Origin of the sequence: Salibacter sp. (genome assembly GCF_031581065.1) — a bacterium.
Lineage (GTDB): Bacteria > Bacteroidota > Bacteroidia > Flavobacteriales_G > Salibacteraceae > Salibacter.
Map to the genome: position 1 here is coordinate 52506 of NZ_JAVLBN010000007.1, position 26260 is coordinate 78765.

Below are 26260 nucleotides of genomic sequence, written 5' to 3' on the forward strand. Positions count from 1 at the left end.
AGTTATGAAACCGACATATATATATTCATTATTCATCTCGCTAAGCTTGCTACTTGGTTCATGTGGCACGAGTAGCGATGGATCTAACAGTGAACAAAACGCCAGGGAAAAACAAACTGATCAGGTTGATAATTTGATCTCACTAAATCAAAAGCAGGTTAAAAACCTTGACATCACTATTGACACGCTTCCGCAAAGGTTGATGGGAAAATCGATTCAGGTAAACGGAATGTTGCGCGTTCCACCTCAACACGAAGCTAAGATTACGTCAATCATTGGCGCTAATGTGCAGTCGATCGCGGTGATCGAAGGCGACAAAGTTCAAGAAGGTGATTTGTTAGCAACACTCTCTCACCCTGATTTGATCAGTTTACAAACAGATTACATCAAATCTTACAATCAGCTCGAATTTGCTCAGAAAGAATACGAACGTCAAAAGAAGCTCTACGAAGAGGAAGTTGGATCAGGAAAAGCTTTCCAGCAAATTAAATCTGAATACTTTTCGCTCAAAGGTGAAGTAGCCGGATTTGAAGCTCAACTGAAACAGCTCGGTATATCGCCATCTGCAATTCAAAACGGAGATGTACGCAAAGATGTACCGGTTGTGAGTCCGTTCGATGGATACGTTGAAAAGGTGAAAATTCAAATTGGCCAGTATGTGGCTCCGTCAGAACCGATGGTGATGATTTTAAACAACGAACACGTTCATGCCGATTTCATGGTTTTTGAAAAGGACGCACACAAAGTAAAAATCGACCAACCGATTACCTTTTCACTCTCTTCAATGCCTGAAAGAAAATTTGAAGCACGTATTTATTCAGTTGGGAAAAAGTTTGAGCAAAACCCCAAAGCAATTCACGTTCACGCTGAGATTAAATCGCACAGTGACACGCTCATACCCGGAATGTACATCAATGGAGCTGTTCACCTCTCAGATGAAAAAAGATACATTTTGCCGGAGGGTGCTTTTGTTGACGAAGAAGGAAAAACGCTTATTTTCCAGGTTGTTGAACAGGGATCTGACCAAAACGACTGGCATTTTAAGGAGGTTGAAGTAAAACGCGGAATCCAGCAGGGAAAATGGGTTGAAGTGAAACCGCTATCAGATTTCGATTTTCAGGCTAACTTTGTTCACCACAATGCATACTACCTGATTAGCGAAATGAAGAAAAACGAAAGTGGTCACAGTCATTAATGGGACATCATCACCATCATCATAACGGTCAGAGCCTGAGGACAGCCTTCCTACTCAATTTATTCTTTACGATCATTGAGTTTGTGGGTGGTGCTTTCGTCAACAGTGTTGCAATACTGAGCGATGCTGTTCACGACCTCGGTGACAGCTTATCGTTAGGAATGGCGTGGTATCTCGATAAAAAATCAAAAAAGAAAGCCTCGAAGAACTTTACGTTTGGCTATTCGAGGCTTTCTTTACTGGGCGCTCTCATCAACTCGGTTGTACTTATTGCCGGATCCGGATTTGTGATCTACGAAGCTGTAAATCGCATTATGCAACCTGAAATGCCAAATGCTGAGGGCATGATCGCTTTTGCAATTCTGGGTGTTTTGGTAAACGGATATGCAGCCTGGAAAGTGAGTTCCGGTAAATCACTGAACGAAAAAGTTGTTTCCTGGCATTTGCTGGAAGATGTTCTCGGCTGGGTAGCTGTACTGGTTGTAGCGATTATTTTGAAATTCAAATACATCCCGATTTTAGACCCTGCTCTATCACTACTCATCGCAGCTGTAATCTTGTGGGGAGTTGTAAAACGACTCAAAGAAACCATGACCATTTTCCTGCAAGGTTCACCGGATGATGTCAACCTTGAAGAAATCACTAACTCGATAAAAAGTGTTGAAAACGTGCAGTCTCTTCACCACACACACGTTTGGTCGCTCGATGGAGAACATCATGTTTTCACGACACACATAAAGCTGAAAAACATCAGCTCATTATCTGAAGTCCTGAGCGTCAAAAACGAAGTCAAATCGATCATGAAGGAATACCCCTTCCAGCACTACACCATTGAAACGGAACTCGACAGCGAGACGTGCGGATTGGAAGTTGAGTAAATACATCTTTTCTAATTTTATTAACTCCGTAAATACATTACGTTACTCGTGTTTACCTTCGTATTCGTAAATCGAGTAACATGAAAATACTACACACTGCAGACTGGCACATCGGGAAGCGGCTCTACCAAAAAGAGCTTCATAATGACTTTTCGCTTTTTATCGATTGGTTATGTCAAACAATCAATGATCAACAAGTTGATGTCTTACTCGTTTCAGGTGATGTTTTTGATCTCGCCAATCCATCGGCTGAGGCGCGTCAACTCTACTACTCAGCTCTACACAAGCTCTCAAAACTCAATATTCAAATCGTACTCACTGGGGGCAATCACGACTCGCCTGCTATGTTAAACGCTCCGCGCGAATTGCTCATGGCTCTGAACATTACAGTCATTGGCGAACTACCGGCCAACCGGGAAGAGCTCATTATTCCGCTCGGGTCACGGTCAGAGCCGGAGGCTGTCGTAGCCGCCATTCCGTTTATCCGCGATAATGAATTGCGAAAGCTGGCTCCCGGGCAATCTTACGAGGAACGACAGGAAGCAATCACTGATGGAATCCGCGAGATTTTCGATGAATCGGCAAAGTTGATCCAAAAACACTACCCTTCAGCAACGCCATTAGCGATGGGACACCTTTTTGCTCATGGAGCTTCAACCTCTTCAAGCGAACGCGAGATTCAGGTTGGTAATTTAGCCGGATTTGAGAGCAATCAATTTCCAAAAGAATTTAAATACATCGCCCTCGGACACATACACAAGCCGCAACGAGCCGGATCTGACCATATCCTCTACTCCGGTTCGCCTGTTCCGCTCTCGTTTGACGAAAAAAATCACGATAAACGCGTTATCATCATCGATCTGAATGAGGAAAAACTAAATCCCGTTTCAGTTCCCGTTCCTTCATGGCGAGAGCTGAAAAGATTGAAGGGAAATTTGACCGAAATCAGGAGTGAGCTTTCCGGATTTTCCGGATCTGACAAATTGCCCGCTTTCCTGGAGATTGAACTGGTTGAAGAACATCGTAATCCGGCTGAGATCATGGAGCTTGAAACGCTTGTAGAACAATTCAATGAAGCTGATAACAATGCAGAAATCCTCAAGTATTTCATCACGATTACGGGCGAATCGATCACTTCTTCAAGCCTGTTTCAAAATCAAAAAATCAGGAGCTAAAACCGAGGGAAGTATTTTCAAAGTGGATTGAAAAATCTGAAGTGGATGAGGAAACAGGAAGGTTGATGAACGAGGCATTTGAGGATATTTTGCAGGAATACCACCAAAACGAGAAGCTATGAAAATCAAGGAAGTAACGTTTAAAAACATCAATTCGCTCAAAGGCGGGCACACCATAAATTTTGATCGCGAACCACTCAAAAATGCAGGGCTATTCGCTATTACCGGCCCTACCGGAAGCGGGAAAACCACTCTGCTCGATGTCATCTGTTTGGCACTTTACAACCAAACACCCAGGATGAAAACCGTTTCAAAAAAATCAATTGGAGAAAGCGGTGCCATTCTCACGCGCAACACTCGAGAAGCAAGAGCCTCAGTCACATACGAATGCAAAGAAGGCGTTTTCACAAGTGAGTGGTCGATCAGAACCACGCGTAACGACACGTTGAGTGATTACGATATGAGTCTGTTCGATGAAAACGGAACTTCAATCGTTCAAAAGAAAAGTGAAATTCCGGCAAAAAACGGAGAGCTCATCGGGTTGGAATACGACCAGTTTGTTCGCTCCATTCTACTGGCACAGGGCGATTTTGCTCAATTCCTCAAAAGCGGTCCAAAAGAACGCGCCAATTTACTCGAAAAAATCACCGGAACATTTATCTATCGAGAACTTGGAAAAATGGCTTACCAAAAAGCCAAGGAAATAATGGTCAGAACCGAAAAGGTTGAAAACGCCATTGCCGACTGGAAGGAAAAAATGATTCCCAATGAGGAGCTGAAAGAAAAAGAGACTGCTAACGCTGATCTTTCAAGAAGTCTAAAAACCAAAAGAGAAGCGCACGATAAAACAGTACAACAGATCAAGTTGAAAACGGATATCAGCTTGATAAAACAGGATATTGAAAAAGCTCAACACTCAATCAAAAACCTCAATGCCGATCTCGAAAATTTTTGGAAAAACGAGGGACTCAAACTGCAAAAACACAAACCACTAAAGCCACTTTCAGAACCACTTTGGGAATGGAAACGAATTAATAGTCAAATCGCTGCAGACAAAGAGAGAGTTGAAAAGTTAAAGACTAGATTAGAGAAACTAACCACACAACAAAACAACTTAATCGATCGAATTGGATCTATCACACATAAGGCTGTAACCGAAGCAACAGCAATCGATGAACTTTCTGCTTTTTACCAGCAGTACAGAGATTTAAATACTAAAAAGGCTGACTTACTCGAAAACTATGAGCGTACGAAAAGTCAGCTCGTGAACTTAGAGGTTTCTTCAAGAGTTAAAAGCAATGTCAATAACCCGAAAGAAGTACTCGAAGAACTCCACGAGATCAAAGATCAGGCTGAGTCTTCCATCAAAAAATTCAGCCAGAAAAAGCAGGAATTCGCACTTGAAGATTTTTCTGCTAAACATTTGAATGAACTCTCGGGAAACGCACGTGAATTGGTGAGTTTAGAGAAGGAGACTAAGACCTTAAAAGAAGAAATCTCAGAAAAGGAAAAGTCTGTAGAGAAAATCAAAGCTGAACTCAAATCAGCTCCCGAAAAAATAGAAAAGCAGCAAGCCATTTTCGATAAAGTAGATGCTGAGTTAGAAACTCTGCGCTCTCAGATTGAATTGAAGAAAGTAAAAGCCAATCTCGAAGATCTGCGCAAAGAGTTGAAAAATGGAGAGCCCTGTCCGCTCTGTGGATCTGACCATCATCCGTGGGCGCATGATGTACCAAAAGAAAATGTAGATGATGAGCAATTGAAGAAAAAGCAATTGACTTTGGATGCAGAACGAGAATCATTGAGCAAACTCAAAGCGAAAAAAGAAAATGATGAAAATGAGCTGAAACGAGAAATCAGTGAACTCTCAGCCAAAAATGAAAAACGGGATGCGTCACTCAAAAGACAAAAAGTATTGCTCGATGGACTTCCGGAGAAAGTGAAGTCACAAAATGCTACTGAAATCATTAAAGTTGTAGATGAAGTCATCGACCTCAACGAGAAGCTCAACAAGGCTGAACGTGAAAAACAAAGCGCAAAAGCAGCTTTGCCGATTGTGGAAGACTTATTGAAAATCAAGCAAGAAGGAGTCGAGCTATCTGAAAAGATCGAGCAGTTGTACAGTGGTGATGAAAAACTGAGTGTTATCATTGAAAAATTAGAGAAAAGCTGGAATGAAACGCGCGATGAAAAGAATAAGCTCGAGCACGAAAACAAACAGACTATAAAAAGCATTGAAGAGAACAAAAGCAAGGTAGAAAATCTTGAAAAACAGCTAAAACCCCAACTTCAAGATTTGGATTTTGACGGAATTGATGAGGCTCTCTCCTATTTGCTCCCGCACAATGAAGAAGAAAGATTATCTGAAATTGAAAACCAACTAAAAAAAGGAATCGAAAAAGCCGAAAATGATCTCAATCATTTTTCCGGACTCCTGAAAAAATCTAAAGAGCGAGACGTTTCACAAACTGAGGAAGAGCTACAGAAGGTAAAAGTTGAGCAGGAAGAAGCTATTCAGAACCTTGAAACAGATATAAAGAAGTTGTTTGCTACAATCGAGCAGCAAAAGGATATCAGAAAAGTCATTGCTGAAAAACAGCGAGAAAAAGAACAAATTGAAGGCAGCGGAAAAAAATGGGTACTCCTCAGCAAACAAATCGGTGATGCAAAAGGGAGTAATTTTAGTCAGTTCGCTCAACAACTTACGCTGGAACAGTTGATTTCGCTGGCTAACAAAAGGCTTCAGGCTCTGACCGAAAGATACCTGCTCAATTCTGGGGAAAATGAAGATGGCGACCTCAGTGTAATCGACCGCGACATGGGCGATTTGCAGCGGAGTATTAAAACATTGAGCGGTGGTGAAACATTTCTTATCAGTTTGGCTTTGGCTCTTGCCCTATCCGACCTGGCTTCGAAAAACATCACCATTGAGAGTATGTTCATCGATGAAGGTTTTGGAACGCTGGATCCACAAACGCTCGATCAAACCCTCGATGTACTGGAGCGACTTCAAGCTAACGACAACCGAACAATTGGTATAATTTCACACGTTGATGCGCTCAAGGAACGCATTCAAACACAAATCAAGCTTTCGCCTACGGGACAGGGATACAGTGAGATGGAGGTTGTTTGATTGTGATTAACTATAGAGAAGTCAGTTTTTTAAAGAGTAGTTCTGGATTTTGCCTGTTATCCCAAATTAGAAGTAATTTTATATAATCAGGGTGTATCCTGTAAAATAATGAAACATTATTGTGAATAAATAGTTGTCGCACAGTGCTTCTCTTGAAAGTAGGAGCTAGCTTAGGATTACGTTGAATTTGAGATATTCTGTGATCTAACTTATTGAGAAATTCGCTTGTAACACTCTCATTCCATTGTTCATTAATAGAGTCTGAAATTAGTTGAAGGGAGTTAATAGCAACATTTGTCCAAACTACCTTTTTCATTATTTATCAAGAAGGTCTTTTGACTTCGTGTGCTCAATACTATCTTCTATTTTCTCTGAATCTGAAAGTTCGAGCAAATGGATTATCTCTTTAGGAAGTTCATTTATTGAGGCTTTCCTGAAGTTCTCAATATTATTAATGACACTTTCATCCTCCAAAGTAGTTATCCAATTTATCAATGAGATTTTTTTCTCTTCTATATTCATACATTCAAAGTTAATGAATTTTTCAAAAAAAGTCATCTCATTATCATATGCTCTACCAAAAATAAGCGTTCTGACTCCAATTTAAAACATTGTAAATATGACTATTAACTGTGCGGTTTAGGATCCGTATTTCGAAATGTAGGAATGCGATGCATCGCATTCCTTATTCGTTAATTTTAGAGGTTGAAGTATTTTTTAATTTCTTTTAAAAGTTCCTGATTATCCTGTCGATTATCAAATAACGTAACAATTTCTACTACAGAAGAAGTCTGAATTACACGATAAATAATGGATGTTTGTTTAGTTACGACACAATTATAAAGTTCTGGAAATGTTTCTGTTCTTTTATTTTTGTAGGGATGCAAGGATAAGAGCATGAATTCCTTTTCAAGCTTTCTTATAAATTTTTCCTTAGAGGAAATCCCCCAGTTTAATTCAATATACTCAAGAAGTAGATCGAGTTTCTTTTCAGCAATTGGAGATAAAATGATTTCCATCAAGAAATCTTTTTCATATAATCTTTGAAAGATATTCCCTGACCTTCATTTAGTTGCCTCAGCCCCAGTTCAATCTCTTCAATTTGATCTTTATTAAACTCTGGTTGCTCTACCTCACTAGAATTAGACTTAAAAAGATTGTACATTTTTTCAATCAATGCTTTATCATTTGAGTCAAGAATAAGTCTGACCAACTCTATTTTAGATGCTTTTAAATCCATAACAATCAACACTTAATTACGAAGTTAGTAAATTATTGGGATCGTATAAAGATAAAGTTTGATATTCTAAGTATGCGATGCATCGCGTACCTACATATCGAAATTCAATAATGTGTGCATCTTAAAATATGACGAAAATATTTCCTTCTACTGGATCTCATTTTAGGAATTAATCGTCACTAAAATTATTATTCGGAATAGATCAAATCCTCTTATGGAACGGATCGAAATGTTTTTCGGTCCTACCGTTCATCAGACCGAAATATTTTTCGGTCCTACTGCCGTTCTTCGGACCGTAAAATGTTTCGGTCCTATCGTTCTTCTGCCTCTTGAAAACGCTGCATGCGGTTTTTAGGTGAACCTCGCTGTTGTTTTTTGAACAACTCAAAACGCGATGGAATATTACGGGCCGGCCAGTAATTGTTATTTCGGTCAACATCTGCTGTTTCCAGGTTTGGATCAACCTCTACACCAACGAGCTGTTTTTCAAACCAAAAAACCTTGCTCACTTTCTCATCACCCATTCTCCAAATCTCAGCCGGAATATGAATCTTTTCTTTTGATCCATCCAGGAATGAGAATTCTGCAACAATTGGCATCGGTAATTCACCAACGAGCTCAAACTCCATTTCATAGAAGTTCATGTTAGTATCCAACATCGCTTTTTCCTCTTCATTCAGCGAGGCTGTGTATTCTTTAAATCGCTCAACATCAAGAGAAGTGTAATCGTACTCATCGGTTCGGTTGTAGAAATCTGCTGTAGCCGTATCTTTCTCAGTAATCGTTTTCTCCACCGATTTTGCATTGCGCTGGTTTGCGATATATTTTTTATCAGCATCATCCATTTTGCGAGCAATCGGATTGTCAATTCGCGGGTCACCGGTTTCAACTTTGTACCACTTTACATCATTAACCGCAATATCAACATGGGCAGTCGTATAAAACCACCCTCTCCAAAACCAATCCAGGTCAACAGCCGATGCGTCTTCCATGGTTCTGAAAAAATCGGCCGGAGTTGGGTGTTTAAAAGCCCATCGCTCAGCATATGTCTTAAATGCATAATCGAAAAGTTCACGTCCCATAACCGTTTCACGCAAAATATTCAGAGCCGTTGCCGGCTTGCCGTAAGCGTTATTACCAAACTGGAAGATCGACTCAGAATTGGTCATGATGGGAGTTTGGTACGACTTATCTCCTTTCATGTAATTCACAATTTTGTAAGCCGGGCCTCTTCTACTGGGATAATTGCGCTCCCATTCCTGCTCAGTCAGGTACTGAACAAAGCTGTTCAATCCTTCATCCATCCAGGTCCACTGGCGCTCATCTGAGTTGATGATCATCGGGAAAAAGTTGTGTCCTACCTCGTGCACGATCACTGAGATCATACCGTATTTCAAGCGTTCTGAATATGTCCCGTCTTCCTCAGGCCTACCGTAATTGAAGCAAATCATAGGATATTCCATCCCGATTCTTTTACTGTTTACTGAAATTGCTACAGGATACGGATAATCGATCGTGTATTTTGAGTACGTTTTAACCGTGTGAGCCACAGCTTTTGTAGAATAGCGCTCCCAAAGTGGGTTTCCTTCTTTCGGGTAGTAGCTCATTGCCATAACACGCTCTCCGCCAACATCAACACCCTGTGCATCCCAAATGAATTTACGAGAAGTAGCAAATGCAAAGTCACGAACATTTTCAGCTTCAAAGTGCCATGTTTTCGTTTTCGAAGTTCCCTCTTTCTCGTTTTCAATCGCTTCTTCTTCTGTCACGATCAGAACCGGGCTGTCAGACTCGCGGGCTTCCTCAAAGCGGTTGCGTTGTTTTGATGTGAGGACGTCACGGTCGTTTTGTAAAACACCAGTCGATCCTACAATGTGATCAGCCGGAACGGTGATCTTCACATCGTAATCTCCGAATGGCAATGCAAATTCTCCTCGACCCAGGAACTGCTTGTTTTGCCAGCCTTCAACATCATTGTAAACGGCCATTCGCGGATAAAACTGAGCGATTGTGTAAAGATAGTTACTGTCTTTTTTGAAATACTCATAACCTGAACGACCACCAATTTCCATTCGGTTGTTGATGTTGTAATTCCACTCGATTTGGAAAGTATAGGTGTGTCCGCTTTCCAATGTTTCGGGTAAATCAATACGCATCATCGTGTAGTTGATGGTGTGATCGAGTTTTGCACCGCGGTTTGTTTTCACCGATGAAATCTTGAAACCGCCATCAAAATCATTCATCATGCGCTTCATGCCGCCAAATGACATCTTTTCATTCATGCTCCTCTGGCGAATCTTTTTCGATTGTGAATCGCGTGCTCTCACATTTTGATCGAGCTGAACCCACAAGTATTTGAGGTCATCAGGTGAGTTGTTGTAGTAAGTGATCGTTTCCTTTCCGGTGATCGTTTGATTATCATCATCGAGTGTTACCTCAATTTCATAATCAGCTTGTTGCTGATAATACTCATGCCCCGGAGCTCCACTGGCTGTGCGATACACATTTGGAGTTGGCAGCTCTTCCTTGAGCTGCTTGAACTTGTTATTGTTGTAAGTTTCGTACTGGGCAGTTGCGGTTCTGACCGAAAAAGTCAAAACCAATAAACCTAATAATGTGTAAAATGTATTTCTCATAAACTAACCGATTATCATACTTAGGGCAAGAAAAAACACGCCTCCGTTCATAAATAAAATCCAGCTTTCACGCTTCACTGAAAAAATCTTCTCGAAAATAATATGGATGATGAGAATAGAAAGCACCACGAGTATTTGTGCCACTTCAATCCCTAAATTAAATGAAAAAAGTGCGAGGATCAGATCCTGATCACCTGCTACGAGTTCGCCAAAGTAATTGGAAAAGCCAAGACCGTGAATGAGCCCAAAAAGGACCATGAGAATGTAAAGGACAATTGTGTGTCTTTCTCTGCCCTTTTTCCACAAATTCACAAGTGATGTCAACAGTATTGTGATTGGTATTAAGGTTTCCACGAGTTCCATATTTACGCTCACAACGTGAAGTGCTGCCAGTATCAAGGTCAAAGAATGACCGAGTGTAAATGCTGTTACCATGATGAGTAGTTTTTTCCAGTTTGCAATGGAAAAAACGCTTGCTATAGCGAGCATGAAAATGAGATGATCAAGTCCATTGATATCGAGAATATGATCGGTTCCAAGTTTTAGGTACAGTTCAAATTTACTCATTGATCAATTTTATAATTTTCTCGCGATCGTCTTTATTGGTTACAAATGAAGAAGATTCTTCTCCAACATAAAAATGATTGACATTTGATTGATCGGGATAGACTTCCAGGAATGCGCTATTGGTGAACTCAAATTGTGTTGAGGCATTGAATTCGAGTATTTCAAAATAGCACCAAACAGCATCCATGTTGTACTCGGCTCCTACCCATTTCATTGTTAGTTGAGTATTGTCCTGACTCACTCTAACAGTTTTACTCAAATAGTCGTAAATATATCGATCGGCATTGGGTATTTGGTCATCTGTTGCCAGGTTCCAGCTAGATTCTCCGTTTCGTGTTGTGAGTGCTAATTCAAGGTCATCAGTAAATAGTTTGATTGCGCATTCGAGGGTATTTCGCTCGGCATTGTAACGCCATTCAGCTACGGAGATGTGAATAGGATGATCGCTTTCGGCTCTGACCGAAACAGATGATAAAGCGATTAAAATGACCAGTATTATTCTCATTTTTTGCGAAAGTAACAATTCTCACACTTCGTTTTTGCAACACTGTTTCATTTTATTGTACATTTGCATCGAAATGAGAAACTGGTTGAAAAGTAGCGATTCTGTTGGGATTATAGCGTCAGTTGTTTGTCTTTTACACTGCCTGATGCTTCCTGTATTGATTTTGTTCAGAGTTCCAATGAGTCACTGGCTGGAAGAGTACTGGCATGCATTTGACTTTGTATTTTTAGGGATTGGTTTTGTCGCAGTACTATACTCGGCCAGGCGAACTCCTTTCACGTGGATGCGCTATTTCCTTTGGTTTTCATTTGCTGCACTGGCTGCCAGCATTACGCTCAAGCATTACGAAACGATTTTCAATACCATTGCTATTGTGGCGGCTCTCATCCTGATTATCGCGCATATTATTAACTTGCGCCACTTAACTTGTGCAGTTAAACATTAAAAGAATTTATTTTATGAAATTGAAGAGTTTATTGGTAGGAGCACTGCTCCTTGCAACCGGAACTATGTTTGCACAGGACACTGTGCGCAACAAAGAAGGTGGGAATTATTTATTCACTATTGAACACGACATTGAGGCAACAGACATCAAAAATCAGTACCGCTCAGGTACCTGCTGGTCGTTTTCTACTCTATCCTTTTTTGAGTCTGAACTGGACAGAATGGGAAAAGGTGATTACGATTTATCTGAAATGTTTGTCGTTCGCAACGTTTACAGCGATAAAGCCGAAAAGTATGTGAGAATGCACGGCAACCTAAATTTTGGTCCGGGCGGTGCTTTTCACGATGTTACGTACGTCATGAAACACTACGGAATGGTTCCGGAAAGTGTTTACAGCGGACTCAACTACGGTACTGAAAAACATATTCACGGTGAACTCGACAAAGTGATGAAGAGTATGGTTGACGCGGTGATCAAAAACCCGAATGGTGAGTTATCAACCGCGTGGCACAATGCTTTTAACAATGCACTGGATAGTTATCTCGGTCAGATCCCTGAGGAGTTTGAGTACAATGGCGAAACGTACACTCCACAGTCATACATGGATGAACTGGGAATCAATCCGGATGATTATGTAGAACTATCGAGCTATACGCATCATCCGTTCTACGAGAAGTTTGTTCTCGAAGTACCTGATAACTGGCTTGGCGGAGAAGTTTACAACGTCCCAATGGAAGACCTTATCAAGGTGATGGACAATTCGCTCGAAAACGATTATGGTGTTGCCTGGGCAGCTGATGTGAGCGAAAAAGGATTTTCTTTCCGTGACGGACTGGCAATTGTTCCTGAAAATGAAGACGCGATCCAGAAAAAGGGATCTGACAATGAAAACTTCAGTGATGCAGGAGCTGAGAAAATCGGGAATCAGTTTATGAGTCCGGGTGACGAAAAAGAAATCACTCAGGAAATGCGTCAAAAAGCATTTGACAATTACGAAACAACTGATGATCACGGCATGCATATTACTGGCATTGCAAAAGACCAAAACGGAACGAAGTATTACCTCGTAAAGAACTCATGGGGAACCGGATTCACTGAGATGCATGACGGTTATTTCTTTGCTTCAGAGGCGTACGTGAAGTACAAAACAATGGACATCATGGTTCATAAAGATGCTATTCCAAAAAAGCTAAGAAAGAAACTGGGAATCAAGTAAAAACTTATTCCTAACAGACTTTAAAAGCGACATTTCTCTTAAGAAGTGTCGCTTTTTTTATCTCTTTTAAGACAACATGTTAATTAAACGCAGATGTTTGTGAAGAAGCATAAGTAGAGAGGATATCCTGGAGTTGTTCGTGTGAGATGGGTTTCACGATATATGAATTTACCCCGGCCTCGTATGCCTGTTCAATAGTTTCTTTTTTGGCATCTGCTGATAATCCGATGATCGTTCCTTTATAATCGCCTTTTCGCAATTTCTTTACCGCATCAAGGCCATCCAGCTCAGGCATAAAAAGATCCATAAAAACCACATCAAAAAACTCATCTTCAATCACTTCAAGAGCATCTTTACCATTACTCACCACTTTTGGTGATACATTGAACTGTTTGAGTAAGTTCTTGATAACAGCTACATTTATCGGATTGTCCTCTGCAACGAGAATATTGGAATTGTCAAATGTATCAATGACTTCATTTTGGACTTCAGACTCCTCTTTCACAATTTCAAATGATACATCAACTACAAAACTACTTCCCTTGCCTTCTTTGCTTTTGGCTTTTATTTCACCTCCCATCAGGTTGACAATCTCTCTGGTTATATAAAGCCCCAGTCCACTTCCTTTATGTCTTTTCGAGTTTTCGTTTTCAACCTGGACGAAACGTCCAAAAATGTCTTCGAGTTTATCTTTTGGGATTCCCATTCCTGTGTCATTCACTTCTGCATGAATTGACAACTCTCCTTCTTTTACTTCAGTTTTAGCCTTGATAACAACTCCACCATCATTCGTAAACTTGAGTGCGTTTCCTATTAGGTTTGTGAAAATTTGATTAAACTTTCCTCTATCTCCCTGCACCTTGATATTTTCATGACAGTCATCATCGAGCTTGATATAAAGACCCTTTTCTGAAAAGCCATGTTCAAAAAGTGTTGTAAGATCATTTAGTTCTTTGCAAGGCTCAAAAATATCTTCTCGCAGAGAAGCTTTTCCAGATTCAATTTTATCGATATCCAGAATATCATTGACAAGTGACATCAGGTTCCTGGCAGATAAATCCATCAAGGAGAGGTATTTCTTTTCTTCGCTACCGAGGTTCAGCTTTTTGAGAATTTCTGTAAATCCGACTATCGCATTGAGCGGTGTTCGAATTTCATGACTCATATTTGATAAAAAGACCGTTTTAAACTCTGAAGCCTGCTCAACCTCTTTCTTTGTCTTTTTCAGATAATCATTTAATTTCTCGAGTTCTGCATTTGATTTAGCTCTTTTCCTCTCAGCTTCCTTTACTGATAAAAACAACCAAACGAGCATAGCCAACAATAAGGACAATATAAATCCGGCTACTAAACCGTAATACCCGTCTTTCATTTCAGCCGTGTAATAGCTACTGGATGATGGAGAAAAGTGAAGCCTCCAGGAATTATCTCTTTTTACCGGTAGATCAATTTCATAAGATTGTTTGTAACTGCTATCTACTTTGTCAATGTCACTATCGTGAATTGCATAAAAAGTACTATCTCTATTATCATTTACACGAATAGAAAACTCAGGGTAAGCACTGAAAACTCTATCAAAAACAGTATAAAAATCAAGACCCCCGGTTACCGTTCCGTAAAAACGGTCATCAATAAAAATTGGGATATCAATTAAAAATGCTCTTCCTCCCTGTATCAATTTTGTCCAGTGAGTAACATTTATGGATGAATCTCTCTTAATTTGTTGCCACGAAGCTACCCGGTACTCGACTTTAGAAATGTCTAAGCCAATCACCTCAGCATTACTATCTACAGGGTAAGCTCCCTGAATCACCATATTTGAGTCAATCCACTCTACAAACTTTATTGATCTGTGTTTGGCTATGATATTTTTAGCATCCTTGTGCCAATGCTCAAAATATTTACCATTTGTAAACTCTAATCGATCCTTAAAACTTTTTAAAGCTTCAATGTTGTTTTTAACCACATTTTCTATTTCACTTTTGGCGAAAAGTGATTGGGCTTCAAGCTCGTTTTTCAGGTGCTTTTCTGTTGCTGATCGATACTTCACAAATAGGCTCAAAACAGCTAACATTGCTGCAAAAAAGAAAATAGCAGATATTGTTGTTTTTTGACTCCCCGTTTTAGCCATTTATTCAGGAATTATGATGGCAAATATAACTGAAAAATAATCTTTTGAATTACACTGAATTAAGAAACTTTAATCAGCCTGATGAACACGAGTTGTGCCGCACCTTTCAAATTATTATTATCCTTATAAACCTTGAAGATCAGCCTCAAATTATTATCTTTAAAGCAAATTAAAAGAGATATAATGATTCAATCTATACTAGGCTATATACTTGCCCAAATACCTACAGACGTTGATGTTGACACTGGAAACAACGAAGTAGAGATATGGTCAGATCCGTTATACGTCACTATGGCTGTGGTTCTGATCGTGATATTAATTGGTTTCATCATTTTTAAGAACCGTAAAAAATAGCGCTCATGGCAGGCATGAAAACCAAACCTGATAAGTCTAAAAGTGTGACTGAAATTATCAATCAGGTGGAAAAAGAACAAAAGCGAAAAGATGCTTTTGAAGTTCTTGAAATGATGAAAAATGTGACGAATTTAGAGCCTGTGATGTGGGGAGATAGCATAATTGGTTTTGGTGATTATCACTACAAATATGCCAGTGGACGAGAAGGTGACTGGTTCCAGATTGGTTTTTCACCGCGCAAGCAAAATATCGCGCTTTATATCATGTCTGGATTCAAGCAATATTCAGAACTCCTGAAAAACCTGGGTAAATACAAAAAAGGCGTATCATGCCTGTATATCAATAAGCTCGATGATATTGATCGCGATGTTCTTCAATCACTGATGGAGCAAAGCGTAAACTATATCCGCAAAGCTTACAAAGCCGATTAAACGTTAAAGCGGAAGTTCATAATGTCACCGTCCTGAACGATATAGTCTTTTCCTTCAATAGACAGCTTTCCTTTATCACGACATGCCGCTTCAGAACCGAGTTCAACATAATCGTCATATTTGATGACTTCAGCCCTGATGAAACCTTTTTCAAAATCAGTATGAATAACACCGGCTGCTTCAGGTGCCTTGGCCCCAATTCTAACAGTCCATGCTCTCACCTCTTTTTCACCGGCCGTGAAATAGGTTTGAAGTTTCAATAATTTGTAAGCTGTTTTAATAAGCTTATTTACTCCGGGCTGTGTGAGCCCCATTTCTTCGAGGAACATTTGGCGCTCTTCATAAGTCTCAAGTTCGTTGATATCAGCTTCAATAGCTGCACCTAAAACCATGATCTCAGCACCTTCATCTTTAACTGCTTCACGAACAGCCTCAACATGATGGTTTCCATCTTTTACTGATGCTTCATCAACATTGCACACGTAAAGAATTGGTTTTGATGTGAGGAGTTGAAGCTCTTTGAGCATCGTTTCCTCATCATCGTTTGCCGGTTCGTAAATACGAACACTTTTCCCTTCTTCGAGCAAAGAGATCAGTTTCTCAAAAAGATCAGCTTGTTTGACAGATTCTTTATCGCCCGATTTCGCTTTTTTCTTCACTTTTTCCAATCTCGTTTCAACTGTTTCGAGATCTTTTAGTTGAAGTTCAGCATCAATAACTTCCTTATCGCGAACAGGATCTACTGATCCATCAACGTGTGTGATATTATCATCCTCAAAACAACGCAAAACATGAAGTACAGCATCGGTCTCACGGATGTTACCCAAAAACTGGTTTCCCAACCCCTCACCTTTCGATGCGCCTTTAACCAATCCGGCAATGTCCACAATCTCAACTGTTGTAGGTACAACGCGTTCAGGATTCACCAAACTCTCGAGCTTTTCGAGTCGCTCATCAGGTACATTGATTGTTCCCACGTTTGGCTCAATCGTACAAAAGGGAAAGTTTGCCGATTGAGCTTTTGCATTTGACAAACAGTTGAAAAGAGTTGATTTCCCAACATTTGGGAGTCCTACAATACCGCACTTTAATGCCATAAATCTTTGTTTTGAGGCCGCAAAAATAGTGATTATTCACAGAGTATGTCTGCCCGATTAAAAGTGATCAATCAAATTTTAAAAACCGGTCCAAAATTTCACGAATAAACAACTTTAAATCACTATTTGAATTTTACTTACTTAACTGTTGATAAGTATTGAAATCAATTAAAGATCTTTGTAGTCGTACACCTATTTTTGATTCAAAATCAATAAAGTCTTGGGAACGCTATTCAGAATAAAAACCCTTCAAAGTTTCTTAGCTATATTTCTTGTTTCCTACTATGGCCAGGCTTTACTGCAACTCTCGCAACTCGGTTCAAACTACATTTTTACTTCAGTTAGTGGCTGGCTCATTCTTTTAGGAACATTAACCAGCATTCTTTATTTGTTTATCAGGAATACGCTCACAATTCCCATTTCAATATTGAGTATTCACCTGGTGCTTTGGTTTCTTACCGGACACAATATCTACGGTATTTTAGCCATTCCGGCTTTTTTTCTATTTGCTCCCTACGCCTGGTATTTTACCGCTACCTCGATTTTTACAGAATGTTGAGCGCCCTTAGAATTAGTTTGCCGCTTTTTGGGATTTCCTTTTTTGCGAGCACATTTACCAGGCTATTTCACGATCCCATTCAGCTTTATGGAACAGTATTATTGTCAGGAATTTTCATCACAGGGTTAGGATGGCAAAAAACACGCACCATCAGTATTATTATTAGTACATTGCTCTCTCTATCAGTCACTATTTACGCTTTTTCAGCAATTAACATTTCAGGAGGAATGTTCGGGTTATTCTGCACAGCCGGTTTCTCGTTTCTCTACCAACAACCAGATCGCATCACTCAATCAAAAGAATCTTTTTGGCGTTGTAGTAAAATGAAAGCTGCGTTATTAACAACCATAATCATTTTTTCGCTATCGCTTTACAGCTTGTTAACTTCACGGTCAGAGCCGGGACAACCAGCCGACTCTACGACAGCTCGATCAGTTGATGAGCAGGGATCTGACCGAGAACTTTTTCGATTATTTGCTCCGTGATAATGCTCGACTTGCGTACTTGAAGATGCTGCTCAATCTCATCAATGCTCGAGATTGAAACATCTGAATCGATAAACCCGATGCCTTTATACTCTCCTTTTTCAACAAAAATGAATCCTTTCTCGCTTTTACTCCTGCCCTTTTGAGGGATAATTAGAGAGCGACCATCACTCTCCACTTCCCGTTGCATCTTTTCAAAATGCTCATTGTGAAGATAGATATCATCAGTTCCGTAAACAGCAAACTCCAAATCGCAGAATTCAGCCTTCAACTCGTACTTTTCAACAGTTTTCAAAAGCCATGAACGCGCAGCGTGTAAAGTGTGGAAACGCTTAATTGGCGGATAACTATTATTCACTTTATTGATTCCAATCCTCCAAAAATCAGATCTATCGCGATAAGCATATACTCCATAATAAACCGGGTTTCGCTTTTGAGCCCTGTTAAATCTAGGCCAAAGATGCCTAATCTCGTGATCCTCCATGAGAGCAGCAATTACATCAGACCCTGATTCTTTATGAGTAATATCTCGAACTTCACGCTTTAAATCCTGATAAAATTTTGAAGTAGAAGTTGAAGTGAAATGGCTTTTTACCCTTTTTTGTATATCAGTTGCTTTACCTACATAAATGACTTTTCCCTTTTTATCATGGAAATAATAAATTCCTTCTGAATTTGGTAAAGCATCTACAACTTTTCTATCAATATATTTTGGAAAACTCGCTACTGAAGAACGTCTTTTCAATCTGTGAGACAATAAGTCTTTTCTATCCAGGTTTTTGACAAAAAGTAAAATTTGGGCGGCAGCCTCAGCATCACTCAAAGCCCTGTGCGGATTTTCATTCTGAATATTCATCTTCTTGCACAGCTTTGACAAACTATACCCCGGTAATCCAGGCAAAACAGCCCGTGTGTACTGAACAGTGCACAATCGCTTAGTAGCTTCAAACTTAATCCCTACTCCTTTAAATGCCTCTTTGACAAAGGCATAATCGAAATTGACATTGTGTGCTACAAAAACACTGCTTTCCAAAAAACTTAATACATCATTCGCAACTTCATCAAAAACCGGTGCATCAGCTACCATCTCAGGTGTTATGCCGGTCAGAGCCTGAATGTTGAGTGGAATGTTTTGTTTAGGATTCACCAACGAATGAAACCGATCTACTACCTGATCACCCTCTACAACGGCAATTCCTATTTCAGTAATTCCATTAGCAGCCGGATGGCCTCCTGTTGTTTCTACATCTACTACAGCAAATCGCATTTCACAAATAAAGTCTCACGTTCCGTAACCTATTTACGGTTTACATTTTTTGTGTGAACAAAGGTAGAATCACTGTTGTAACAAACAGCCTCTTTAGCACTTTAAAGCTTTTCAATAATAATGGTTTTACAATTCGTTAAAGAGACTCAATCAATTACTTAATTCAGGTTTACAAAAAATTAACCGCACATTGCAGCAAACATTATTATATTTGCTACACCTTTTATTCCTTCTATGAGACATGTTATACCGATATTTCTGTTTTTAATGCCATTTTTCGGTTTCGGCCAAAAATTCGTTTGGGATGTTGGCGGACAAGCCGGTGTAGCCAATTATTTTGGTGACTTAGCTTCACAAACCGGTACAAATAGCTTTAATGTAATAAGGCCTAACACGCGTTACAACATAGGCGGATTTGTTCGCAAAAGACTAAATTACCGTTTTGGTTTGCGCTTTGAAGCCAATTACTTATTAGTTACAGGAGCTGATAGTTTAAACAAGGAATCACCAAGGGCAAACCGAAATCTACATTTTCGTAATAATATTATTGAAGCATCTGGTAGATTGGAATATTATCCGTTAATCATCAATGATGTTGGCGGTAAAATGCGTTATAAAGTCGATTTTCATTTAATGGGATTTGTAGGAATTGGAGTAGCCTATCACAATCCACAAGCACAACAAAACGGGAGTTGGGTAGATTTACGTCCGCTCAAAACTGAGAATGTTTCTTATTCTCCTGTTGAGCCGGTAATACCAATTGGCCTGGGCGGATTCTTCACTTTTAAAACGAAATACCAAAGGTTTAGGAGACACAGAATTGGCATTGAAGTGAATTACCGTAAAATGTTCACTGATTATTTAGATGATGTTAGCTCAGTTTACCCTGATCCTGCAAATTTACCTTCAGATCAGGCAAGAGAGCTTTCCTTTAGAGGCGATGAAGTTCCCGGTGTGGGTGAAACTGCATATCCGTCACAAGGAAGAATTCGCGGAAACCCAGACAGAATGGATGCTTACGGAACCATCATGATTTCGTATTCTTATGTGTTGAGAACCAATACAAATGGAAGGTTTAGACCTAAATACAATTACCAGTACGGTAAAAGCCCGGCATCAATCAGGAAAATGAGATTTTAATCAACTATCAAACTGGTTCAGTTCTCCCTGCTGAATTTCTTCTTCGTGCGAATTGAGTTTGTACATCCTGTAACGCTTCATATCAACCTGTTCTTGGCCTGCTTTGATTGCAATACCAATCAGTATTGCCACAACGATGTTTGACAGAATGATGATCAGGTTCTGACTGATTTGAAAAAACAACATCAAAAAACTGATAATGAAAACGCTGGTTAATGCAAAAAACACTCTTCTTATAAGTTGTTCATTCCGCTTTTCGTAAGAGCCGTAAAATTTGCCATACCTTTTCTTTTGCCTAAAAACCAGCTTATTGATAAACGCAAAGTACAGGATCCATTGAATAATCAATAGTGGATAGCCAATTAGATAGATGAAAATTAGAGCTGTTTTACCATAAAAATCACGACCTTCATCAAAACGGTTATTGAGTACATGTAAGAGCTCTGATTTACTCACAGTCAGTGCCAAAATTAATGTTAAAGCCAGTAACACGAGCGGAACAATGAAGTACTTAAAATCTTTGATTGTGAAAATATAGTTCTCCTGTAAAAGGCTCTGAAAATACTTGTACAAAAGCGGAGCAACGCTAAAAAGGGATATAATACTGAAGAAATACGAAATGATTTGTAAGTCATTAAGCCCCAAATAGCCAATGAGATCATCAAGACCTTTGTACGATGTGGCAAGAATAACAAACCCCATTGCATTTCTAGAGAATCCGCGGTGTCTGTTACTGAGAAGAGAGACGGCACCCAGCAGCCCTATTGTCAGGGGCATTAAGTAAGATATGATACTTAAAATATTAAGATTCACCTAGCAATAATAGCATAATAAAAGAAAAACCCCAATAACTTATATTGAGGCTTTTTGTATTTTTAAATAAGAAATATTAATTAGGCAAGACCCTTTTCAGCTAAGTAGCGTTCAGCATCAAGAGCTGCCATACAACCTGTTCCAGCTGCTGTCACAGCCTGGCGATAAACTTTATCAGCTGCATCACCTCCAACAAAAACACCATCAACATTTGTTTTAGCTGTGCCTGGTTTTACTTTGATATAGCCTACTTCATCCATATCAATCCAATCCTTAAAAACGTCAGTATTTGGTTTGTGACCAATTGCCACGAAGAAACCGGTTACGGGAATTTCAAATTCTTCATTTGTTTGGTTATTCATAAACTTAGCTCCTTCAACCTGTTGATCACCCAATACTTCAACTGTTTCCGTATTCCAGTGAATTTCGATATTCTCAGCCTTTTCTACCCGCTCCTGCATAATCTTAGAAGCTCTCATTTCATCACGTCTCACTATCATGTGAACTTTTTTACAAAGCTTAGCAAGATAGGATGCTTCTTCGCAGGCAGTATCACCACCACCAACTATCGCTACCTCCTGACCTTTGTAGAAGAAACCATCACAAACAGCACAGGCAGATACTCCACCACCGTTGTTTCTCAATCGTTGTTCAGATTCTAACCCAAGCCATTTTGCTGAAGCTCCGGTTGAAATGATTACTGTATGTGCTTCAATGGTCTTTTTACCATTATCCACTTCAACCTTATGAATAGGTCCAGAAAAATCCACTTTTGACACCCAACCATTGCGAACATCAGTATCAAATCGCTCAGCTTGATTCTTGAATTGCTCCATCATCTCTGGACCCTGAACACCATCAGGATAACCGGGATAATTTTCAACTTCAGTCGTAGTTGTCAGCTGCCCCCCAGGTTCCATTCCTGTGTACATAACCGGGTCTAAATCTGCACGAGCAGCATAAATAGCTGCTGTATAACCTGCTGGTCCCGAACCTATAATCAGCGTTTTCACGCGTTCAATTTCTTCACTCATTTTCTATCTTGTTTAAATTATATCGTCTTAATTGCCTGCAAAAATAAAAGCTTGCAAATTATGTAATTGTAATGCGAGTTACAAAAATCTAATTTGTTGATAACCGTTTTTTATGATTTATGGTTTTCGGTCAGATCCACGACTAATAGCTCGCTCTCTGTGTGGTTCTGACTGTTGATAAATCAAGCGAAATAAATCACTTTTTGATTGGTAAACTCCAGTATTCCTTCTTTCGCTAATTCTCTTCCATAACCGCTTTTGTGGGTTCCGCCAAATGGTAAACGAGGATCAGATTTCACAATCTCATTGAAGAATACGGCTCCTCCCTGGATTTTGCGAAGCAGGTGAATATGTTGTTCAGGGTTTTTTGAGATCACTGACGCTCCCAGGCCATAATCTGTTCGATTAGCCAGCTCCAACGCTTCCTCCTCTGTTTTGAAAGTAGTTACAGAAGCGAGTGGACCAAAAGTCTCTTCATCAAAAGCCGGCATGCCGGGCTTAACACCGGCTAAAAGAGCGGGTTGAAAATGAGCATCTGTTCTATTTCCACCATGAATGAGTTGTGCTCCCATCTCTACAGATTTTTTCATCTGGCTTTCGAGTTCTTCGGCTAAATCGGTGCGGGCCATGGGACCAAAGAAACTGTCGTCATCTTTAGGATTTTCAACCTGGGCTCCCATGAGTTTTGATAGAATACCATCGATGAAATCATCAACGTGTTTTTCGTGAACGAGAAATCGTTTTGCTGCAATGCAGCTTTGACCCGTATTTTGCATCCTGCCGATCCAGGCTTTTTCAAGAGCCAGGTCGAGATCGGCATCTTCCATCACGATAAACGGATTGCTGCCACCTAACTCGAGAACTGTTTTCTTGATGTTTTTCCCCGCAATTGAGGCTACAGCACTTCCCGCACTGGTGCTCCCAGTAAGCGTAACTCCCTGCACTGCTTTGTGCTCGATGATTGATTTAACATCGCTGACATCGGCCGCCAGGTTCTGACAGTAATCAGGATCAAAATCAGCTGCCTTAAACAACTCGATGATATGCTCAGCACAGCCCTGAACATTTGGAGCGTGCTTGAGTAATAAAGAATTACCTGCCATAATATTTGGTGCGGCAAACCTGAAAAACTGCCAATACGGAAAATTCCAGGGCATGATTGCTAATATAGTGCCTAGCGGTTCATGTTTAACGAAGCTGTTGGAAGCATCAGTTTTAATGGTATCGTCAGATAAAAAATCATCACCATTTTCTGCATAATAATTGCAAACCCACGCACATTTTTCAACTTCAGTAATTGCTTGAGAAATAGGCTTACCCATTTCCTGGGTCATGGTCAGAGCCAATTCCTCTTTCTTTTTTTTTAATAGCTCACTCAACTTCTCGAGTTTGTGTGCTCGTTCGTTATAAGAAACCTTTTGAAAATCATTGAATGCCTTGTGATTTTTCTCAACCCGTTTAATTGCTTCATCTCGGGAAATAAGCGGGTAATGATTGAGAATTTCACCGTTAAACGGATTGATACTTTTGAATTGTTTCATGCGATGCTTTTTACAATGTTAACGAGTTTACCCCAATTGCTGTTTAAGATTAAATTATAAATTTGCCGACCGGAAAAATCCACGAACCCTACTTTCACAACTATCTTACAGTTTGATTAGGAATTAGGGTTTTCAAAAATCGGGATGTAGCTCAGTTGGTAGAGTACACGTCTGGGGGACGTGTGGTCGCTGGTTCAAGTCCAGTCATCCCGACTTCCCTAAAGCATTTTGCTACGAAACAGCCTCAAGAATTTAAAACTTGGGGCTGTTTTGTTTTAGTGTTATTTTAATATTCCCACTTCTTATATTCAGGATGCACATCTTTCATGTCTTCATAGAGCCACACCATCCTGTCTAAATACCATGATTTACCCAAATAAGCTAATAAAACACCAAGTACAGCACCCCAAACCGAATACTCAATAATTGCCCATATTGATAGTATTAAACCAACAAATGATATAAAGTTTAATACCTGAAAAATAGGGGATTTATGAATTAAAGGTATATCAACATGATCACGGTTAAGGTAAACTCTTTCTCCCAAAACTGCTTTAGAAGCCCAGTTCTTAGTAGATTTCGGTTTTGAGAAGAGGACGGGGTTCACAAACATCCATAGAATAGCTAAAATCCCCGGAATCAAGCACCACCACCCAATCCATACTCTGCTCCAAAACGCTAAAACAATAACAGGTAGCACAGAATACCGCGTCCAAACACTCCACTTATTGGCATGCTTCAACCAGTTTTCATCATTAAGATTGAAAAGTTGTGAAATTTTTCTTTCAAATGTCATTCTATAGTTGTTATGCAATTAAACGCACATTAGTTCAGCACCTTTTGACTGAGTCAAAAAAGCAGAAACCTTACAACCACGAATTTAAGGTAAAAGTCAACCTCCTGCAGCAACCTGCATGAGAATTCCGCACATCCACGCTGCATAAGTACCAAGTGCATAACCGAGAACAGCCAGTAAGACACCAACCGGAGCTAATGCAGGGTGAAATGCTGCAGCTACAACCGGTGCGGATGCTGCTCCACCAATATTTGCCTTACTCCCCACTGCCAGGAAGAAATATGGAGCTTTAATCAGTTTAGCTACAATGAAAAGTAAGAGTACATGAATAGCCATCCAGGTGAGTCCCACGAGGAAAAGTGACGGGTTGCTGAATATCTCCAAAATATTCATCTTCATCCCGATTGTAGCTACCAAAATATAAATGAAAACACTCCCCACTTTAGAAGCTCCTGCCCCCTCGTAATTTCTCATTTTGGTGAAAGAAGCTATCAATCCAAACGTAGTCGCTGCCACGATCAACCAAAAGAATTTACTCGTCAAGCTAAAGCGAGCTAATCCAGGAAAATTCTCTGCGATGAATGGCGACATAAAATCACCTATGATATGAGCCAATCCGGTAAACCCAAAACCTATTCCCAGAATAATCATCATATCTGTAAAAGAAGGAATACGCGCAATTTTATCACTGAATGCCTGCATCTTATTTTTCAAATTCGTCACGGCAGATGCATCAGCCTTGAAAAAACGGTCGATACTATCAGCCTTTCCTACTCCCAGTAGCAAAAAAGCCATCCAGATTTCAGCCACAATCACATCCACCGTAATCATAATCGAGTAGAGTTTGCTGCTCGGCTCAAAGATTTCAAACATAGCGGCCTGGTTAGCTCCTCCTCCAATCCAACTACCTGCAATAGTTGTGAGTCCGCGCCAAACAGCATCAGGACCAGCACCTCCAACAACCTCAGGTGAAACCATAGAAAATATCCACACTGCGATCGGACCACCAATCAAAACGCCAACTGTTGCCGTAAAAAACATGATGAGTGCCTTTGGTCCAAGCTTAAATACTTCTTTCAAATTGATGCTCAATGTGAGCAGAATCAAACTGGCAGGCAATAAAAAACGAGAAGCCACAAAATATAAGTTTGACTTATGCATGAATGGACGCAGCATTTCGACATTCACCTCATTATTCGATACAAACTCCTTAAGCCCGTGTAAAGTCGTAATACCGGCAACATCGTATCCATTTTCGGTCAGAACCGAGAGTGCTTTCTCGAATTCGATCCAGGCCGGAGATATAATTCCGAGCGTATTGAACAACGATGGTAAAAAATAACACAATAACAGTGATGGAATAATCGAATAAAAACGTCTGAACCGGGGATGCCTTGCTGTATAAAAGATAAGCATCAACAATCCCATCAGCAATCCAAAAACGATAGCATCATTCGTTATTAAAGGCGTTTTCGATACAATTGACTCCATACACTTGTTTTAATGAGTGGGCCAAAATACGAAATGTGAGTAAAGTGAGAAGTGTGTTTTACTGTTGATGGAGTTTAATAGTTTACCGTTAAATACTTCTAATAAACCTTTTATTTCAATGAAACCTAATC

General features: G+C 39.9%; 25 protein-coding genes and 1 tRNA gene. 12 read left to right on the plus strand and 14 right to left on the minus strand.

The window, feature by feature from the left end:
* Window positions 1–4 precede the first annotated feature (4 nt).
* The 4 genes from RI557_RS03310 (at window position 5) to RI557_RS03325 (ending at window position 6381) form a co-directional block, all read left to right on the plus strand.
* A complete protein-coding gene (locus tag RI557_RS03310; protein ID WP_310682120.1) occupies window positions 5–1195 on the plus strand; it encodes an efflux RND transporter periplasmic adaptor subunit in 1191 nt (396 codons plus the stop codon).
* Window positions 1195–2073, plus strand: coding sequence for a cation diffusion facilitator family transporter (locus tag RI557_RS03315; RefSeq protein ID WP_310682123.1), 879 nt, complete (start codon window positions 1195–1197; stop codon window positions 2071–2073). Before RI557_RS03310 ends, RI557_RS03315 begins: the two co-directional genes overlap by 1 nt.
* Window positions 2074–2153: 80 nt before the next feature.
* Complete coding sequence (gene sbcD / locus RI557_RS03320) at window positions 2154–3248, plus strand: exonuclease subunit SbcD (RefSeq protein ID WP_310682125.1); 1095 nt, start codon at window positions 2154–2156, stop codon at window positions 3246–3248.
* A 118-nt stretch (window positions 3249–3366) separates the two neighbouring features.
* On the plus strand, window positions 3367–6381 hold the full coding sequence (locus tag RI557_RS03325; protein ID WP_310682128.1) for an SbcC/MukB-like Walker B domain-containing protein: 3015 nt from the start codon (window positions 3367–3369) through the stop codon (window positions 6379–6381).
* A 315-nt stretch (window positions 6382–6696) separates the two neighbouring features.
* Here RI557_RS03325 and RI557_RS03330 read toward each other — a convergent pair whose 3' ends face one another.
* From RI557_RS03330 to RI557_RS03355, 6 genes are all read right to left on the minus strand, one after another.
* Window positions 6697–6903, minus strand: a complete 207-nt coding sequence (locus RI557_RS03330; protein WP_310668357.1) for a hypothetical protein — start codon at window positions 6901–6903, stop codon at window positions 6697–6699.
* A gap of 176 nt (window positions 6904–7079) precedes the next feature.
* A complete protein-coding gene (locus RI557_RS03335; protein ID WP_310668356.1) occupies window positions 7080–7400 on the minus strand; it encodes a type II toxin-antitoxin system RelE/ParE family toxin in 321 nt (106 codons plus the stop codon).
* Complete coding sequence (locus RI557_RS03340) at window positions 7400–7621, minus strand: hypothetical protein (RefSeq protein ID WP_310682130.1); 222 nt, start codon at window positions 7619–7621, stop codon at window positions 7400–7402. The genes RI557_RS03335 and RI557_RS03340 overlap by 1 nt, the downstream gene beginning before the upstream one ends.
* Window positions 7622–7932: 311 nt before the next feature.
* Complete coding sequence (locus RI557_RS03345) at window positions 7933–10257, minus strand: M1 family metallopeptidase (RefSeq protein WP_310668354.1); 2325 nt, start codon at window positions 10255–10257, stop codon at window positions 7933–7935.
* Between the two features lie 3 nt (window positions 10258–10260).
* Window positions 10261–10824: a HupE/UreJ family protein gene (locus tag RI557_RS03350; RefSeq protein ID WP_310682132.1), complete on the minus strand. Its 564-nt coding sequence runs from the start codon at window positions 10822–10824 to the stop codon at window positions 10261–10263.
* On the minus strand, window positions 10817–11329 hold the full coding sequence (locus RI557_RS03355) for a DUF6702 family protein (protein WP_310668352.1): 513 nt from the start codon (window positions 11327–11329) through the stop codon (window positions 10817–10819). Before RI557_RS03355 ends, RI557_RS03350 begins: the two co-directional genes overlap by 8 nt.
* Window positions 11330–11402: 73 nt before the next feature.
* Here RI557_RS03355 and RI557_RS03360 point away from each other — a divergent pair, with 73 nt between their 5' ends.
* Both RI557_RS03360 and RI557_RS03365 read left to right on the plus strand, forming a co-directional pair.
* A complete protein-coding gene (locus tag RI557_RS03360; protein ID WP_310668351.1) occupies window positions 11403–11774 on the plus strand; it encodes a MerC domain-containing protein in 372 nt (123 codons plus the stop codon).
* 13 nt (window positions 11775–11787) lie between these two features.
* A complete protein-coding gene (locus RI557_RS03365) occupies window positions 11788–12990 on the plus strand; it encodes a C1 family peptidase (RefSeq protein WP_310682134.1) in 1203 nt (400 codons plus the stop codon).
* Window positions 12991–13069: 79 nt separating this feature from the next.
* On the opposite strand, the gene RI557_RS03370 is transcribed toward RI557_RS03365, so the two are convergent.
* Window positions 13070–15121 carry a response regulator gene (locus RI557_RS03370; RefSeq protein ID WP_310682136.1) on the minus strand — a complete coding sequence of 684 codons (2052 nt, stop codon included), beginning with the start codon at window positions 15119–15121 and terminating at the stop codon, window positions 13070–13072.
* Between the two features lie 183 nt (window positions 15122–15304).
* On the opposite strand from RI557_RS03370, the gene RI557_RS03375 reads away from it, so the two are divergent.
* Both RI557_RS03375 and RI557_RS03380 read left to right on the plus strand, forming a co-directional pair.
* Window positions 15305–15475 carry a hypothetical protein gene (locus RI557_RS03375; RefSeq protein ID WP_310668348.1) on the plus strand — a complete coding sequence of 57 codons (171 nt, stop codon included), beginning with the start codon at window positions 15305–15307 and terminating at the stop codon, window positions 15473–15475.
* Between the two features lie 5 nt (window positions 15476–15480).
* Complete coding sequence (locus tag RI557_RS03380; RefSeq protein ID WP_310668347.1) at window positions 15481–15906, plus strand: DUF1801 domain-containing protein; 426 nt, start codon at window positions 15481–15483, stop codon at window positions 15904–15906.
* On the opposite strand, the gene ychF is transcribed toward RI557_RS03380, so the two are convergent.
* Entirely contained in the window at window positions 15903–17003 is a 1101-nt protein-coding gene (ychF, locus tag RI557_RS03385) for a redox-regulated ATPase YchF (RefSeq protein WP_310668346.1), read from the minus strand. The genes RI557_RS03380 and ychF overlap by 4 nt on opposite strands.
* A gap of 220 nt (window positions 17004–17223) precedes the next feature.
* Between ychF and RI557_RS03390 the strand changes: the two genes are divergently transcribed.
* A complete protein-coding gene (locus RI557_RS03390; RefSeq protein ID WP_310668345.1) occupies window positions 17224–17562 on the plus strand; it encodes a hypothetical protein in 339 nt (112 codons plus the stop codon).
* Window positions 17556–18047: a hypothetical protein gene (locus tag RI557_RS03395; protein ID WP_310682144.1), complete on the plus strand. Its 492-nt coding sequence runs from the start codon at window positions 17556–17558 to the stop codon at window positions 18045–18047. Before RI557_RS03390 ends, RI557_RS03395 begins: the two co-directional genes overlap by 7 nt.
* Here the strand turns inward: RI557_RS03395 and RI557_RS03400 are convergent.
* Window positions 17980–19314 (minus strand): exonuclease domain-containing protein, encoded by a 1335-nt coding sequence (locus tag RI557_RS03400; RefSeq protein ID WP_310682146.1) that lies wholly within the window; start codon window positions 19312–19314, stop codon window positions 17980–17982. The two genes, RI557_RS03395 and RI557_RS03400, sit on opposite strands and share 68 nt — an antisense overlap.
* A gap of 267 nt (window positions 19315–19581) precedes the next feature.
* On the opposite strand from RI557_RS03400, the gene RI557_RS03405 reads away from it, so the two are divergent.
* On the plus strand, window positions 19582–20454 hold the full coding sequence (locus RI557_RS03405) for a hypothetical protein (RefSeq protein ID WP_310668342.1): 873 nt from the start codon (window positions 19582–19584) through the stop codon (window positions 20452–20454).
* Here the strand turns inward: RI557_RS03405 and RI557_RS03410 are convergent, their stop codons facing one another.
* The 3 genes from RI557_RS03410 to RI557_RS03420 form a co-directional block, all read right to left on the minus strand.
* Window positions 20455–21231, minus strand: a complete 777-nt coding sequence (locus tag RI557_RS03410) for a hypothetical protein (protein ID WP_310668341.1) — start codon at window positions 21229–21231, stop codon at window positions 20455–20457. It lies immediately after the preceding gene.
* Between the two features lie 116 nt (window positions 21232–21347).
* Complete coding sequence (trxB, locus tag RI557_RS03415; protein ID WP_310668340.1) at window positions 21348–22301, minus strand: thioredoxin-disulfide reductase; 954 nt, start codon at window positions 22299–22301, stop codon at window positions 21348–21350.
* 182 nt (window positions 22302–22483) lie between these two features.
* On the minus strand, window positions 22484–23842 hold the full coding sequence (locus RI557_RS03420) for an NAD-dependent succinate-semialdehyde dehydrogenase (protein ID WP_310668339.1): 1359 nt from the start codon (window positions 23840–23842) through the stop codon (window positions 22484–22486).
* Window positions 23843–23982: 140 nt separating this feature from the next.
* On the opposite strand from RI557_RS03420, the gene RI557_RS03425 reads away from it, so the two are divergent.
* A tRNA-Pro gene (locus RI557_RS03425) sits at window positions 23983–24055 on the plus strand.
* Between the two features lie 73 nt (window positions 24056–24128).
* Here RI557_RS03425 and RI557_RS03430 read toward each other — a convergent pair.
* Both RI557_RS03430 and RI557_RS03435 read right to left on the minus strand, forming a co-directional pair.
* Entirely contained in the window at window positions 24129–24638 is a 510-nt protein-coding gene (locus RI557_RS03430; protein WP_310682148.1) for a DUF6653 family protein, read from the minus strand.
* A 96-nt stretch (window positions 24639–24734) separates the two neighbouring features.
* The gene (locus tag RI557_RS03435; protein ID WP_310682150.1) at window positions 24735–26129 is read right to left on the minus strand and encodes a DUF819 family protein; all 1395 of its coding nucleotides are present in this window, start codon (window positions 26127–26129) and stop codon (window positions 24735–24737) included.
* Window positions 26130–26260: the final 131 nt, after the last annotated feature.

Bases quoted from the DNA above. Each gene is read 5' to 3' on its own strand.
- RI557_RS03310 (WP_310682120.1), top strand. From the start codon at position 5: ATGAAACCGACATATATATATTCATTATTCATCTCGCTAAGCTTGCTA.
- RI557_RS03315 (WP_310682123.1), top strand. From the start codon at position 1,195: ATGGGACATCATCACCATCATCATAACGGTCAGAGCCTGAGGACAGCC.
- sbcD (WP_310682125.1), top strand. From the start codon at position 2,154: ATGAAAATACTACACACTGCAGACTGGCACATCGGGAAGCGGCTCTAC.
- RI557_RS03325 (WP_310682128.1), top strand. From the start codon at position 3,367: ATGAAAATCAAGGAAGTAACGTTTAAAAACATCAATTCGCTCAAAGGC.
- RI557_RS03330 (WP_310668357.1), bottom strand. From the start codon at position 6,903: ATGAATATAGAAGAGAAAAAAATCTCATTGATAAATTGGATAACTACT.
- RI557_RS03335 (WP_310668356.1), bottom strand. From the start codon at position 7,400: ATGGAAATCATTTTATCTCCAATTGCTGAAAAGAAACTCGATCTACTT.
- RI557_RS03340 (WP_310682130.1), bottom strand. From the start codon at position 7,621: ATGGATTTAAAAGCATCTAAAATAGAGTTGGTCAGACTTATTCTTGAC.
- RI557_RS03345 (WP_310668354.1), bottom strand. From the start codon at position 10,257: ATGAGAAATACATTTTACACATTATTAGGTTTATTGGTTTTGACTTTT.
- RI557_RS03350 (WP_310682132.1), bottom strand. From the start codon at position 10,824: ATGAGTAAATTTGAACTGTACCTAAAACTTGGAACCGATCATATTCTC.
- RI557_RS03355 (WP_310668352.1), bottom strand. From the start codon at position 11,329: ATGAGAATAATACTGGTCATTTTAATCGCTTTATCATCTGTTTCGGTC.
- RI557_RS03360 (WP_310668351.1), top strand. From the start codon at position 11,403: ATGAGAAACTGGTTGAAAAGTAGCGATTCTGTTGGGATTATAGCGTCA.
- RI557_RS03365 (WP_310682134.1), top strand. From the start codon at position 11,788: ATGAAATTGAAGAGTTTATTGGTAGGAGCACTGCTCCTTGCAACCGGA.
- RI557_RS03370 (WP_310682136.1), bottom strand. From the start codon at position 15,121: ATGGCTAAAACGGGGAGTCAAAAAACAACAATATCTGCTATTTTCTTT.
- RI557_RS03375 (WP_310668348.1), top strand. From the start codon at position 15,305: ATGATTCAATCTATACTAGGCTATATACTTGCCCAAATACCTACAGAC.
- RI557_RS03380 (WP_310668347.1), top strand. From the start codon at position 15,481: ATGGCAGGCATGAAAACCAAACCTGATAAGTCTAAAAGTGTGACTGAA.
- ychF (WP_310668346.1), bottom strand. From the start codon at position 17,003: ATGGCATTAAAGTGCGGTATTGTAGGACTCCCAAATGTTGGGAAATCA.
- RI557_RS03395 (WP_310682144.1), top strand. From the start codon at position 17,556: ATGTTGAGCGCCCTTAGAATTAGTTTGCCGCTTTTTGGGATTTCCTTT.
- RI557_RS03400 (WP_310682146.1), bottom strand. From the start codon at position 19,314: ATGCGATTTGCTGTAGTAGATGTAGAAACAACAGGAGGCCATCCGGCT.
- RI557_RS03405 (WP_310668342.1), top strand. From the start codon at position 19,582: ATGCCATTTTTCGGTTTCGGCCAAAAATTCGTTTGGGATGTTGGCGGA.
- RI557_RS03410 (WP_310668341.1), bottom strand. From the start codon at position 21,231: ATGCCCCTGACAATAGGGCTGCTGGGTGCCGTCTCTCTTCTCAGTAAC.
- trxB (WP_310668340.1), bottom strand. From the start codon at position 22,301: ATGAGTGAAGAAATTGAACGCGTGAAAACGCTGATTATAGGTTCGGGA.
- RI557_RS03420 (WP_310668339.1), bottom strand. From the start codon at position 23,842: ATGAAACAATTCAAAAGTATCAATCCGTTTAACGGTGAAATTCTCAAT.
- RI557_RS03430 (WP_310682148.1), bottom strand. From the start codon at position 24,638: ATGACATTTGAAAGAAAAATTTCACAACTTTTCAATCTTAATGATGAA.
- RI557_RS03435 (WP_310682150.1), bottom strand. From the start codon at position 26,129: ATGGAGTCAATTGTATCGAAAACGCCTTTAATAACGAATGATGCTATC.